The sequence below is a fragment of the Limosilactobacillus reuteri genome (genome assembly GCF_034259105.1).
GTDB lineage: Bacteria > Bacillota > Bacilli > Lactobacillales > Lactobacillaceae > Limosilactobacillus > Limosilactobacillus reuteri_G.
In genome coordinates this window covers 1,041,363-1,055,257 of record NZ_CP139478.1, presented here as the reverse complement: position 1 = coordinate 1,055,257, position 13,895 = coordinate 1,041,363, and the positions used below count along the sequence as shown (strand labels likewise).

Genomic DNA, 13,895 nt, shown 5'->3' with positions numbered 1-13,895 from the left:
TTGATTTTACATTTAATAATTAGTAATACTTATTGCTCTTATTATTCTAACACTTTCTAAAGCATTGAGTAAATTACTCTCAAGTTCAAATTGACGAAATTCATGCATTTCGATACCATTAAATAGAGTAATTCGTTAAAAAGGAAATAGTTATGAAAAATATAGACAACGCTGCAACTAACAAAATTTCACCATTTAAAAAATTAACGACAGAGCAAGAACAACTCGTCAATGACATTATTTCATTTACTAAACACCATCTAACACAAAATCATCCTGCAATATATACAGTCTACGGGGATGCGGGTACCGGAAAAAGCGTAATCTTATCACAATTATTCGTCCGCATTCAAAAAGAAGCGCGGACACAACAAAATTCCGTTCTTTATCATACTAATAATTATTTTCTTGTTAACCATCCGGAAATTCTGAAAGTCTATAAAGAGATTGCCGGGCCAATAAAAGAGTTATATAAAAAGGACTTCGCTCGGCCAACCTCATTAATTAATCAATTAGATAAGCAACACCAAACCATTGATGTTGCTGTTATCGATGAAGCTCATCTTCTATTATCCAAGCCTGATCATTATAATAATTTTTACCATGATAATCAGCTTGTCGAGATTATTAAACGCGCTAAAATTGTCATAATTGTCTTTGATCAATACCAAGTCTTACGGATGAAAAGTCTCTGGACCCCTGAACGACTTCAGGCAATTACGAACCAATATCCCCATAAAGATTATCATTTGACCCACATGTTTCGCATGAATGCGAGCGATGACTTAGTTAAGTGGTTTAATGAATTTACTAACTATAAATTAACCGCGCTACCAGCATCCGCCCGTGATCATTATGATTTTCGTATTTACAGTGATGCCGAGGAAATGAGGAAAGCAATTGTCCAACGTAATAAAGAAGTAGGACTTTCCCGCATCCTTTCAACGTCTGGATATCCGTCAACGCTCGATGGTGGTAAACACTACATTGAGGAAGGCAGATTTAAAATGCCGTGGGATCAATATAACTATACAGTTACTCCCTGGGCAGAACTACCTCAGACCATTAATGAAGTTGGCTCAATCTACACTTGCCAAGGATTTGACTTAAATTACACCGGCATTATTATCGGTCCGCCGATTAGCCAAACGCCTCAAACAAACCAACTTCAAGTTAATTTAGATCGTTATACAGATGTTGAAGCATTCAAAAAACGTGCTGACCTAACTGATCCAGCTGAAATTAAGAGTTTAGAAAAAAGAATGATTATGAATTCTTTAAACGTTTTATTCAAGCGTGGTGTATATGGAACTTATCTTTACGCTCATGATCCACTTTTACGACATTCTCTTACCTCCCTTTTTAAGAAGGCTGGGTTTACGCTACCAAAGGAGGAACAATAATTATGAAAGAGCGTAAATTAAATAAAACGTGGCTGATCGTTGGCGCAATTATCCTCGCTGTCATCGTTCTCTACTTCATTTATCGAACATATAAGCCAGAAATTGACTTACTACTAGACTTTAATGCCCATAATAAGGCTAAGCTTCTCCATATGATCAGAAGTCATGGTTTTACCGATATCTTTCTTCTTATAGCTTTAATCGGTATCCTAAATGCGATTCCAGGAATGTCTAATTCCGTTGTTTGTATCTTTGCTGGGTTATGTTATGGACCAATTGTTGGTTTTCTGATTAATTGGGTTGGAAACATTTTAGGAAACTCTGGTGGATTATAGAATGAAGTTAGCCACCCAGTTGGTGGTAAATAAAAAACGCCATTCGGCGTGACATCAGGTATCATATTAAGTGAACCAAACCTATATGAAAGGATGTCCGTCAAATGACGCACTTAAATGATACCATGTCTACTAGTTTATTGACTACTCATAAAAAGAATGCTCATCTTACTAAAGAAGAACGTGTGATGATTGCGACTTTAAAGTCGCAAGGACTTTCCAATCGCGCAATTGGTCGCCAATTAGGAGTTAATCATCAAACAATTAATAACGAGCTCAACCGTGGTACGGTCCGCCAACTTCGTTGTCAAAAATCTAATGGTAAGATTTACGAATATTCTTACTACATCTATAGTTATGAAGCTGGTCAGGCCACATATCTTGAACATCACCGCCATTCTGGTCGTCGTCGCTTATATTATTCTTCAAAGCAATTTTTACGATTAGCTGATCAGCTAATGCTTGGTGAGTTTGACGACCACCATTACTCCCCACAAGCGGTTATTTATAAGGCTCGAGATTTAATGAATGATGGCACCCTGATCCCAAAGTCGGTTGTAACTTTATATCAATGGATTAATGAGGGTGTGCTTCGTACGTCCAATTTAGACCTCTTTGAAAAACCTAAACGTAAGCATCATCGAACTCATCCGCAAGCTAAAAGGTGCTTAGGGCCTAATATTGCTCAACGACCTCAAACTGCGGACCAACGGTCCGAAATTGGCCATTGGGAACTAGATACAGTTCAGGGACAGAAAAACGGTAATGACAGTGTTGTACTAGTAATGACTGATCGCCTTTCACGAGTTAATATCACGAGTAAAATTGCTGGTAAAACTGCGCATGCAGTAAATCAGTTCTTTATAAATTTACGCCAGAAAATGGGCACAGATGCTTACTATCGCATCTTTAAGACAATAACCTCTGACAACGGTTCAGAATTTAGTGAGTTAACACAAGTTCACGATCATGTTTTCTATGCTGATCCGTATTCCCCTTGGGAACGTGGATCCAATGAGATCAATAACCGGTTTCTCCGCAAGGAGATTACCAAAGGTGAAGCTATAAATAACTATAGTAGTGCTCAGATCATAGCGACTAATGATTGGATGAATCACTATCCACGAGCTATGTTTAATGGACATTCGTCAATGGATATCTATCGTAAGGCCTTCTACCAAGAGATATCACAGCTCCATCAACCAATAATCAATTGGTCAGTATTATTTATTTGAGTCCAGTGGCTAACTTATTCTTGAAATTTAGGTTTAGGAAACTCTACTGTAATGAGTATAATTCGTAAAATTAACCTCTCCAAACGAGTAAAGAAAAACAAGATCCTTCATTACCTCTTGCAACAAGAGCATCCGTTAATTGCACTTACAATCGGCTTTATGATTCCGGTTATCCCTAGTGTACTTGTAAACTACGCTGGTGCCCGCTTAAATGTTAGTCGAAAGCATTACTTGGCAATGGTAACCGTGGGCATGGCTCCGACTTCCTTTCTCTATGCCTTTGGTGGAGATGCTATTTTCAAGGGTAACATTAGACGACTGATCGGTGTCGCAATCGCTATTTTAATTCTAATTGGCTGTTACTTACTCGTTCGCAAAATCTGGCAAAACCATGAAGAAAAAGCAGCAACAAAATAATTAACTTGATTAAAAACAAGGCTCCAAACGTCCGGCAAATCCGAATGTTTGGAGCCTTTATCTTTAATTAAATCTTGACCAATATTCTGCCAAATACTTGTTGGTTAAACTTTCTGGTTTTTGAATAAGGGCTAACGGATTCCCCTGAGCCACAATTTTTCCACCATTACTGCCACCACGCGGACCCATATCAAGCATATAATCTGCGTTAATAATCAAATTTAAGTCATGAGTAATAGTAATGATCGTCGCTCCCCGATCAAGTAATTGCTGCATTACTGCTAAAAGGGTTTTAACATCAAGGGGATGCAAGCCAATAGTCGGTTCATCAAATACAAATAACGTTTCGCTTTGATTATGATTAAGGTGTTTAACAAGTTTTAAGCGTTGCGCCTCACCACCAGAAAGGCTAGGCGTACTTTCGCCTAAGTGCAGGTACCCTAAGCCCACTTCATCTAATAATTGAAGTTCACGAGCAATTTTCGGCACTTCCTTAAATACACTTATCGCTGCCCGAACATCTAATTTTAAGAGATCAACAATTGAATATCCCTGCCATTTAACTTTTTGAACTTCTTCATTGTATCGACTTCCCCCGCATGTTGGACAAGTCTGTTGCATATCTGGCAAGAATTGAATATCAAGAGTTACGACCCCCGCGCCACCACACGTTGGACATGCTCCCTGTTTATTATTATAAGAAAAGTAAGAAGGTGTATAGTGTTTCTCTTTGGCTAAGGGCTGGGCTGCAAATAACTTCCGCAGATTATCCATAATACTGGTATAAGTTGCGACTGTTGACCGGTTAGTTTTACCGATTGGCGCTGCATCAACACTCACTACTTCCTTTAACGGACTTGATAATTTGCTAACTTGTGAAGGTAATTTAGCCCCATTTGCTTGAGCATAGATAGCGGGAACTAAACTATCAAGGATCAGACTTGTTTTACCAGCACCCGAAAAACCAGTGATAGCAGTCAGCCGATTAACTGGAATCTCTCCTTGGACGTCTTTAAGGTTGTAATAATCTTTTACTTCAAAGACAATCTCTTGACTAGCTGGTTCGTTTGCTATGGGGCGACTTTTTAATACTGCTGTCCCATTTAAATAAGAACCAATTTTAGACTGAGGGTTATCAGCGATTTGCGATGGTGTTCCCTCCGTAAGAATTTCTCCACCTTTTTCTCCAGAACCTGGGCCGATTTCAATAATCCAATCTGCTTCTTTGATAATATCAACATTGCGATCAACAACTACTAATGAATTACCTTGGGCCACTAATTCTTTAAATACGTTTAAGAGGCCTGTAATATTGTCAGGATGTAAGCCGATGGAAGGTTCATCCAGAATATATAAGACACCAGTCGTTTGGGTTCGAAGAGTTCTTGCAAGCTGAATACGTTGTAATTCACCTGTCGATAAAGTATTCCCATTTCGTGACAAAGTTAAATAATCAAGGCCTAATTCCAGTAATGGTCGTAAATTGTCATCAAACTCTTTAAATAATGAGGTCGCCATCTTTTTCATATCTGAAGGAAGAGCAGCTAATACATCTTGCTTCCACTTGCTCAACTCTCCAAGCGTAAGGTCACTAACTTGCGCAATATTTAAACCACCAGCTAATTGGTTTAATAATTCTGGCTTTAACCGTGTCCCATGGCAAACTGGGCACGTTGAATAATGGAAAAATTCACTAATTCGTTTTTGAGCCCGCACGCTCTTACTGCTTTTGGCAGATGCTAATACCGCTTCATGAGCGTTCTCATATAAAGCATTAAAATCATGAAAAACACGGCCTGTTCCTGAGCGGAAGTCCATCTTAAACTTCTTTTGTGGACCATTTAAAACAAAATCTTTTTCTTTAGGGGTTAAATCTTTATATGGAACATGAATCCGGACACCTGCCAGTTCAGCAACACTCGGCATAAAGTTTCGTCCAGGTAAATGCCATGAAGCAACTGCCCCATCAGCTAAACTAAGATTTTCATCCCCAACAAGTTTACTTTCATCCAGTTCACGAACTTTTCCTGTTCCATGACATCGTAAGCAGGCTCCGTCAGAATTGAATGCAAAGTCTTCTGCTCCATAGGCATAAAACTTGGTGCCACAAGTAGGACAGGTTAATTGTCCCATTTCATCGCCACTCTTACTCATTACCTCCGCAATTTCAAGACTTGGTTTTAATCGATGCCCATTTGGACAGACCGATTCGCCAAGTCGCGAAAAGATCAGCCTAATTACATTCAACATCTCACTCATTGTTCCAACGGTTGCTCGTTCAGATGGAATTGCGGGACGTTGCTTCAATGCTAGTGCTGAAGGAATATGTTTAACACTTGTAATATCAGCTTGAGCACCTAACTTTATTCGCCGTCGTGTGTAAGTAGAAAGAGCTTCTAAGTACCGTCGAGATCTCTCTTCATATAAAATCCCCATTGCTAATGAGCTTTTCCCAGAACCAGATAATCCCGAAATCGCAACAAATTTATGTAGCGGGATATTGATATCAATGTTCTTAAGGTTGTGGACTCTTCCACCTTTTACTTCAATTTGCGTTGGTAGTCTGGTTTCTGTCACTATTTTTTACTCCTTTCATATCATCATTCCACAGATCGCGGCAATAACTCCACCAAGATAACTTAAACCGAAATAAACAGCGAACATCCCCCATCGCTTTTCATCCATCATTGAAATTAACTCAACATTGAAAGTCGAAAAAGTAGTATAACCTCCTAATAAGCCAATCCCAAATAATAGCATAATCGAGGAATTACTAGCAAAATTGTTGGTAAGAATGCCTAATAAAAAACTACCGGTGATATTAATAAATAGAGTTGCTAGGGGCCAATCAATTCTTAACTTTTTCCACCAACTTGTGATGATATAACGAATGACGGCCCCAATTGCTGCTCCAATCCCTACATTAATCATTCTGCCGCGGACCTCCGTATTTTCGTGCCAGCATAAAACCGAGCAGCGCCAAAGCCAAGCCGCCAAGAGAGCTCACAAGAAAATAACCGATACTAGCAATTATACCTTGGCTTTCAAGCTTAACAATAGTTGTGGCTAAACTTGAAAATGTCGTAAAAGCGCCAATAAAGCCAGTTCCTATCCCGACATTTAACCATGCTGCTAATAGTCCCCACTCAATAAAATAATAAGTTATAAAAGCTAGCAAAAATGAACCAATAAGGTTAGCATATAAAATCCCGTCGCCGCCTAAGAGGGCACTAAGCTCATAACGGGTAATTCCGCCGAGGAAGCCGCCAGTTGCGACGCTCATTATTGTTTTTATATTCATAAAAATCTCCTTAGATCTGCAATCATTTCATTATACAACTTTTGCTATTTCAATTTAGAAACTTGTATAATGATATTGATTTCAAAATTTAAGGGAGACTTAGACAATGAAAATACGACGAATTGATCACGTTGTTTTAACTGTAACTGATTTAGAGCAATCAATGCGCTTTTATCACGAAGTATTTGATATGCCGGTAATTAAAGAACAAAGTAATGACGACTTAATTACAATGCGGTGTGGGCATCAGTTAATCCGTTTACAAAAAATTGACCGACCAACTACGCTAAAGGCAGCTAATCCGACAATTGGTTCTGCTGACTTATGTTTAGTTGCCGGAGATAGTATTGACGATATTGTTCACCATCTTAATAGCTATTATATTGATATAATTGCTGGACCAATTGTAAAACAAGGGGCAGAAGGCGAAATGACCTCACTTTACGTTTATGATCCAGATAATAATCTGATTGAAATTGCAGTATATAAGAATAAATAAAGTAAATATGAGCGAGAGAAGGTTGTTTTCCCCTTCTGTCTCGCTCATATTTCATTTCAAAATAAATTCAACTAAAAGTAAAAGGAGCGTGCTCCCGCAAAATACCCACCAATGGTCACGGATAATCCCGAGATAGTCCCGAATAAAAGTTAATGGACAATATCGCCAAGGCGTCTTGCTACTAATGAATGACCAGTTTAATCCCAACTTCCTTGCATAAGCTCTCGCACGAAGAACATGAAAATCACTAGTTACTACTACAACCGTCTCTTGCGGCTTAATAAATTGACTAGCGAAGGCTAAATTTTGCCATGTATTAAGTGCCTTATTTTCGCGAATTATTTTTCTTGCTGGGATTCCGTGAGCAATTAAGTAGGCAGCCATGACTTCTGCTTCAGATTCTTTTGCTTTCTGCACTATTCCCCCAGAAACAATAATTTTTGCAGATTGATGAGTTTTCCAACAGCTGATGGCCTTATCAAGGCGAGTAGTTAACACTGGTGGAACCTGGCCATGTCTAACAGCTGCCCCTAAAACCAGAAAGTCCTGAACCGTAGCAGGACATTTTTGCAGGCGGGTACAACAACTGAAAATACAAAATAAAATTAAGTTAAACGTACTTAAAACGTCAATAGTTGCTACTACTAATGCACTTAGCCAACTTACTGATTGAATCGGTAAATTTTTAAGCAAAAAAGCAAAAATAGGCAACACTACTACCAAGTTGATCAACATCAAAACCAACGCAAACGTATTGAATCTAGCCGCCTTGGTTTCACTATTTAAATGGCGAACCAAAATAAGCCTAATCGTGATTCCCCAGCATAACGCACATATTAATTCATTAACTAAGTTTAAATATATCATTAATCATCGTTTCCTTCGCCAATTTCGCCATCGATGGATAATCTCCGTAACAACTAAAAGAATAATAATTATGATTGCAATAATATAGCCAGATACTCCTAAACGATAGATATGCGAATCAGCTGGTGTTCCCTGGACTAATAATGATGATCCTAAAATTACTGCTGCCAAAATAATCGTAATCATAAAACGATTCATTACCCGTTCTATCTGCTTTAACACTCGTTGCTCATTTTTATACTGGAGATCAACTTTGGCATCCCCGCTAACAAATGTATCGATTAACTCATTAATTCTTTCTGGCATCTTCCCCATTGCTTTGCTAGCAAGGAAAAAATTGACTAGGTTATTATCAAGGGCAGAACGCCAATTGAAGTTTCGTTTTAAATAACGCCTCCCAAACGATTGGGCAACTTCAAGCATTGATATTTCAGGATCAAGTTTAGCAACTGAACTTTCAAGAGTCCCAAATGCCTTAATCAGCATTGTTACCTCTCCCCGCATTTGAAGGTGGTTTTTCTTACATAGCTGAACAATTTGGTACAGCATTTTCACGAAATCAATATTGCCAAGGCCAGTTGAAAAATATGGTTGAATAAAGGCGCCAAGTTCTTTATAAAATGCATTTTCGTCAACTTCCCCGGTTCGATTACAAACATTTAAAACTGCTTTGCCAATTTTTCGCGTATCCTTTGTGTTGATAGTAATCACGATATTCGCAATACTATTTGCCATAGCTGGACTTAACCTTCCCATCATCCCAAAATCAAGGTAGATGATCCGGTAATTTGGTAATGCCTCCTGCTGATCATAACTAATGGTTGTATTATAAATGGTCTTTTCATGGTGTTTGGTCGTTACGTATTGCTTTGCTGACTCATCCGGACGTAATTCGTGAATTAATATATTTCCTGGATGCGGGTCTGCATGAAAGTAATGGTCAACAAAAACTTGTTTTAAAAAGTTATTAACGAGCGTAGTAGCAATTTCATGATTAATAGTCGTTATCTCTTGATCATTATCATTTGGCTGCTTAAAACGATACCGAATGCTTTTTCCTTCCATCGCTTCATTAACAAGAATCTTAGGAGCACAATACTTCATATATACTTTAGGGACTAAGATTGGTCCGTCACCGTTATTTAATGTATAAAATTCTTCCCCGTTTTTTGCTTCTTCAAGAGTATTGACCTCACTTAATAATGAAGTACTGAGTTCATCAATTACTTTATCCAAATCAACTACTGCAATGTCTTGGGGAACATACTTAAATAAAACCACCGCTTTCCGTAACAAGGCTAAGTCAGTATTAACAAGCTTACTGACTTCTGGATGTTGAACTTTGACAACAACTGGTGTCCCATCCTTAAGTGTTGCATGGTGAACTTGCCCAATCGACGCAGAAGCAAATGGCTTTTCCACAAAGCTAGCAAATTCGTCATTAATTTTCTTCCCAGTTTCTTCTTCAAAAGTTTGCTCGACGGTCGCAAAGCTATCAGCTTTAACCTGATCTTGCAAGTGGCGAAGTTCTTTAATATATGCTGGGGAGACAAGGTCTGGACGGGTTGATAATATTTGGCCAAGTTTAATAAAGGTCGGTCCCAGTTCTTGCAGTGCCTGACAAATAGCTTGTGGATTAGTTTGATGGTAAAAATTGCTAACAAAATGATATTTTCGCATCACTTGCATAATCTTACGCAAGCGTGCTGACTTCTTGATTTCTTCTTCATTAGTCGTCATATGTCTTCTCCTACTTATTTTCCTTTATTTTAGCATTTTCACTTATAAAAAAATAATTAAACTCCCCTTTCGTTACGTTTTACTGATACAATAGTAGTCGATAAGTTTTTTAAGAAAGTTTAGGTGAAATTTTTAAACGATGAATGGTTTATGGGATTCATATTGGTTTAAATTAATTATCATTATTTTGATTTTGCTGTTAGCTGCTTTATTTACACTGCTGGAGTATTCAGTTGTTAAAGTGCGGCCTAGTGAGTTAAAGGAGCTCCGGCAAACGCGAAAAGTCAAACGCGCAGAACACATGGTAGCAAATCTTAATGAGTACCTATCAACAGCTCAAGTCGGGGTTACGATGACTTCTTTAGTTTTAGGTTGGTTAGGTGATGAATTTATCACTGATCTGTTGCTAAAGATTAATATTATTCCGCACGATGTTCTTCAAGCGATTGCACCAGTTATCGGTGTTTTAATTTTTACATTCTTCCACGCGGTATTTACTGATTTAGTTCCGAAAAATATGGCGATTGATCGACCGGTACCAATTCTATTATCAATTGTTCACCCGGTACAATTCTTCCATACTGTTTTTTATCCATTCGTTTGGTTATTTGCGGTAGTCGCTGCGGCAATTACAAAAATGTTAGGATACAATGTTCAGCCAGAAGAAGACACATATTCACAAAATGAAATTATGACCTTATCCCAACAATCGGAAAAAGCTGGGGAAATGGATAAAGAAGACGTTATCTTCATGCAACGGGCTTTTGAAATGAATGATAAGGTTGCTGAGGATATTATGATTGATCGGACACAGTTAGCGGTTATTGATATTACGGCTTCAATTGAAGATGCAGCCAAACTTTATTTTGAAAAGAAATTCACGCGTTTCCCAGTTGTTGCTAATAATGACAAAGACCACATTCTTGGTTATATTTTTGCATATGATATTATGCGGCAAAACCAAATCAACCCGCAACAATCAGTTCGCACAATCATGCGCCGAATTCCAATCGTTTACGAAAATGAACAACTCACCAATGTCCTTGCTGAAATGATGAAAAAACAAGTGCCAATTGTCGTTGTCCAAGACGAATACGGTGGTACTTCTGGGATCATTACTGATAAGGATATTTATGAAGAATTGTTCGGAACCGTTGGCGAAGAAATTGATCACGCTACCTCTGACATGATTGAAAAGAAAGATCCTGATAGCAAGGGTAATCCTACCTTTGAAGTTTCTGGTAAAATGCCACTAGATGATTTTGAACGTTACTTTGATACAAACATCGAACAATTTGATAACTCTGAAGTAACAACCTTAACTGGGTTCTTCCTTGAACGGCAGTATGACTTAAAAGTTGGACAGCCAATTAGAGTCGATAATTTCTCATTTACACCTCTTGATTTAAAGAACGCTTATGTTAATAAATTCAAAGTAGTTTACATTAAGCCTAAAAAAAAGAAACCATCAGCTGATGAGGATCAAAACAAAGAAAAATAAAGACTAAAAAAGCTCCTCGCAATTTAGGAAAGATTTCCTAGTTGCGGGGAGCTTTTCATTAGCAGTTCATCTGCATATTAGGAATACAGTTACATTTGACGTGATCCGGTGAATCATTTACTTTGCTTGCCAATAATTTTTGTAACTTAGCAATATCATCCTTGCTAAGGGTTACATTATTGATCACATGTTCAAGGGTGCTTCCAACGTGTCGTTCACAAATATTATTAAATAGGTTGTCCGCTGCTTGATCCATCGTTTGTTGTTCAGGAACGAGGGGCTCATAGATAAATCCACGTCCTTGACGAGTGGCAGATAAGGCTTTTTTATCAACCAGGCGTCGAAGTAAAGTCTTAATCGTTGCCGGTTTCCAGTCAACTTTTTTCTGTAAAACTTCAATAATTTGGCTACTGGTCGTTTGCCTTAGACTCCAAACCACCCGCATAATTTGCCATTCAGCGGGAGTTATTTCTAAATTAATATTCATCTAATTCCTCCTGCGTTTACATATGTAAATTATTCATAACTATATTTTATCATTAATTTACTTACTTGCAAATTTCTAATGCGTATTGACATTAATAATCTGGCTAGTAAACTCAATACTGTTTGACTAATTTTAAGGAGCGCTATATCTACTAATGAAAAATCAACGCATTAGCCATGCATTAGTAATCATGGTATTTGGTACATTTTTTAGTCTTCTCTGTTCAACCTTAATGAACATTGCCCTCCCAACCTTCATGAATGTCTTTCATATTAGCGAGGCCCAAGTTCAATGGGTGACAAACGGTTATATGCTTGTCAATGCCCTAATGATTCCTGTTAGTTCATTTCTTATAAAAAGATTCCCATTCAAAAATCTCTTTATTATTTTCTCTGGAATTTTTCTTTTAGGAACCATTATTGGAGCGATTGCGTGGAGCTTCAATCTAGTTGTAATTGCTCGGATGATTCAAGCTCTGGGTGCAGGAATGATGATGCCGCTAGTAAATGTCTTGGCAATTCGTTACGCAAAACCGGGTAAAAAAGGTCAAATTATGGGCATTATTGGACTCGCCTTTAATTGTGCCCCTATCTTAGGTCCTGCCATTTCTGGCTTTCTATTGCACTTTTTCTCTTGGCGATACCTTTTCCTATTAATTATTCCCTTTGCAGTAATTACATTACTACTTTCATTCTTCCTGCTTCCTAAAATCCCCCATAATGAACATCCCCGCTTTAATACATTAGCTCTCATTTTAATCACAGGCGGATTATGGTCACTATTGATGGGCTTATCAAATATTTCGAACAATCACTTACTCTCATTTAATGTTGCAGGGTATGTCCTTATCGGCTTAGCCTTTCTCTTGCTGTTCTTTCTTAACCAACGTCACAGTAACCATCAGTTGATCAACTTTAGGATCTTCTCACATAAACAATTTGTCTTTGCCACTGTTATTAATATGCTAATTACATCAACAATGTACGGTAATGCAATTTTGATTCCCCTCCTAGTACAGATTGTCTTGGGCAAAAGTACGGTTGTTTCAGCCATCGCTGTCCTTCCGGGGGCAATCTTAACGGGCTTACTATCGACAACGAGTGGCCGCTTTTATGATATTTATCCAATTAAGATTCTTGTTGGGACTGGTCTCATAATCGATATCATCGGAACAATTGGCCAAGCCGCAATCGGTGCGCGTAGTTCTGTTCTCATGATTACCCTCTTTCAAACTGTTCGCCAATTTGGGTTAGTAACGATGCTGATCCCATTACAAACTCAGGCCCTCTCACTTCTATCTAATGAGATTGTTCCCGATGCGGTTGCTACCTTTAATACGTTACGACAAATTGCGGCTGCCTTTGGAACTGCCCTCATCGTTTCAATTGTTGGTATTGTTAATCACTTAGTTCATAACCCGTCCTCACACCTCGGTATTCAAGCAGGCTTCCTCCTATGCTTATGCTTGCTATTAACTTCGCTATATCTTAGCACTAAGTTATATCATAAAATTTCTTCGCAAGAGCAATTAGAAAATGCGTAAAACAAAAACCAAGTGAGATCCCTTTTGACCTCGCTTGGTTTTTTGCTATTTAAAAGTGCAAATTCAATAGCGTTACAATACAATATGTCATCCCACTCGCGATAACTGGACCGGCAGCAATTCCTTTAAACACAACCACTCCAATAATCGTTCCAAGTACTAAGGCAACTGTAACTTGAGGAACAGCAGCCAACTGGTTGACTCCGTACTTTGATAAGATGGCAACTGCAATGCCCATGCCGACTGCAATCCAACCAGCAGGAGTCTTAAAAGCAGCCCATAAATCATTAAAGCCAATTTGACCAGTCGCAATTGGAATTAAGATCGCAACTGAAATCACTGTCACACCCCAATTAATTCCCTTATGTTGTATCAAGGGCAACCATTTGGCGGTATAAGGGATCAGTTTCAGGACCATCACTACTACCGTGGCAATAATCAATGACGAGTTATGGCCAAAGATTGCAATTAATAATATTAAAGCTAAAAAAAGCCAGCTTTCCATGTAATCTCCTCCTCAAACTTTATCTAGTATATCAAAGTTGAGGACGAGGACAAAGAAGGCTG

12 protein-coding genes and 2 pseudogenes are annotated in these 13,895 nt (G+C 38.3%); 7 read left to right on the top strand and 7 right to left on the bottom strand.

Annotated elements, in window-relative coordinates; all coding sequences use genetic code 11:
* Nucleotides 1–152 precede the first annotated feature (152 nt).
* The 4 genes and pseudogenes from SH603_RS06045 to SH603_RS06030 all read left to right on the top strand — a co-directional run.
* On the top strand, nt 153–1,403 hold the full coding sequence (locus SH603_RS06045) for a DUF2075 domain-containing protein (protein WP_019252783.1): 1,251 nt from the start codon (nt 153–155) through the stop codon (nt 1,401–1,403).
* 2 nt (nt 1,404–1,405) lie between these two features.
* Nucleotides 1,406–1,726: pseudogene (locus SH603_RS06040) on the top strand (hypothetical protein); the annotation flags it as partial.
* Nucleotides 1,727–1,842: 116 nt separating this feature from the next.
* Complete coding sequence (locus SH603_RS06035; RefSeq protein WP_321533652.1) at nt 1,843–2,973, top strand: IS30 family transposase; 1,131 nt, start codon at nt 1,843–1,845, stop codon at nt 2,971–2,973.
* A gap of 33 nt (nt 2,974–3,006) precedes the next feature.
* Nucleotides 3,007–3,390: pseudogene (locus SH603_RS06030) on the top strand (TVP38/TMEM64 family protein); the annotation flags it as partial.
* Nucleotides 3,391–3,453: 63 nt separating this feature from the next.
* Here the strand turns inward: SH603_RS06030 and SH603_RS06025 are convergent.
* Genes SH603_RS06025 through SH603_RS06015 form a run of 3 tightly spaced genes read right to left on the bottom strand, consistent with a single transcriptional unit; the run spans nt 3,454 to nt 6,691 of the window.
* Nucleotides 3,454–5,967, bottom strand: coding sequence for an excinuclease ABC subunit UvrA (locus SH603_RS06025; protein WP_321533651.1), 2,514 nt, complete (start codon nt 5,965–5,967; stop codon nt 3,454–3,456).
* A gap of 15 nt (nt 5,968–5,982) precedes the next feature.
* The gene (locus SH603_RS06020; RefSeq protein ID WP_169471345.1) at nt 5,983–6,321 is read right to left on the bottom strand and encodes a fluoride efflux transporter FluC; all 339 of its coding nucleotides are present in this window, start codon (nt 6,319–6,321) and stop codon (nt 5,983–5,985) included.
* On the bottom strand, nt 6,314–6,691 hold the full coding sequence (locus SH603_RS06015; RefSeq protein WP_321533650.1) for a fluoride efflux transporter FluC: 378 nt from the start codon (nt 6,689–6,691) through the stop codon (nt 6,314–6,316). The genes SH603_RS06020 and SH603_RS06015 overlap by 8 nt, the downstream gene beginning before the upstream one ends.
* A gap of 106 nt (nt 6,692–6,797) precedes the next feature.
* Between SH603_RS06015 and SH603_RS06010 the strand changes: the two genes are divergently transcribed.
* Nucleotides 6,798–7,190 carry a VOC family protein gene (locus SH603_RS06010; RefSeq protein WP_169473142.1) on the top strand — a complete coding sequence of 131 codons (393 nt, stop codon included), beginning with the start codon at nt 6,798–6,800 and terminating at the stop codon, nt 7,188–7,190.
* 51 nt (nt 7,191–7,241) lie between these two features.
* Here SH603_RS06010 and SH603_RS06005 read toward each other — a convergent pair whose 3' ends face one another.
* Nucleotides 7,242–8,057 (bottom strand): YdcF family protein, encoded by an 816-nt coding sequence (locus SH603_RS06005; RefSeq protein ID WP_169477794.1) that lies wholly within the window; start codon nt 8,055–8,057, stop codon nt 7,242–7,244.
* Between the two features lie 3 nt (nt 8,058–8,060).
* Entirely contained in the window at nt 8,061–9,797 is a 1,737-nt protein-coding gene (locus SH603_RS06000) for an ABC1 kinase family protein (protein ID WP_321533649.1), read from the bottom strand.
* Nucleotides 9,798–9,936: 139 nt separating this feature from the next.
* Here SH603_RS06000 and SH603_RS05995 point away from each other — a divergent pair, with 139 nt between their 5' ends.
* Nucleotides 9,937–11,298, top strand: a complete 1,362-nt coding sequence (locus SH603_RS05995) for a hemolysin family protein (protein ID WP_019252776.1) — start codon at nt 9,937–9,939, stop codon at nt 11,296–11,298.
* Nucleotides 11,299–11,356: 58 nt separating this feature from the next.
* Here SH603_RS05995 and SH603_RS05990 read toward each other — a convergent pair whose 3' ends face one another.
* Nucleotides 11,357–11,785 carry a CopY/TcrY family copper transport repressor gene (locus SH603_RS05990; RefSeq protein WP_169470798.1) on the bottom strand — a complete coding sequence of 143 codons (429 nt, stop codon included), beginning with the start codon at nt 11,783–11,785 and terminating at the stop codon, nt 11,357–11,359.
* 154 nt (nt 11,786–11,939) lie between these two features.
* On the opposite strand from SH603_RS05990, the gene SH603_RS05985 reads away from it, so the two are divergent.
* Complete coding sequence (locus SH603_RS05985) at nt 11,940–13,328, top strand: DHA2 family efflux MFS transporter permease subunit (protein ID WP_321533648.1); 1,389 nt, start codon at nt 11,940–11,942, stop codon at nt 13,326–13,328.
* Between the two features lie 49 nt (nt 13,329–13,377).
* Here the strand turns inward: SH603_RS05985 and SH603_RS05980 are convergent, their stop codons facing one another.
* Nucleotides 13,378–13,833: a DUF441 domain-containing protein gene (locus SH603_RS05980; RefSeq protein WP_035157368.1), complete on the bottom strand. Its 456-nt coding sequence runs from the start codon at nt 13,831–13,833 to the stop codon at nt 13,378–13,380.
* Nucleotides 13,834–13,895: the final 62 nt, after the last annotated feature.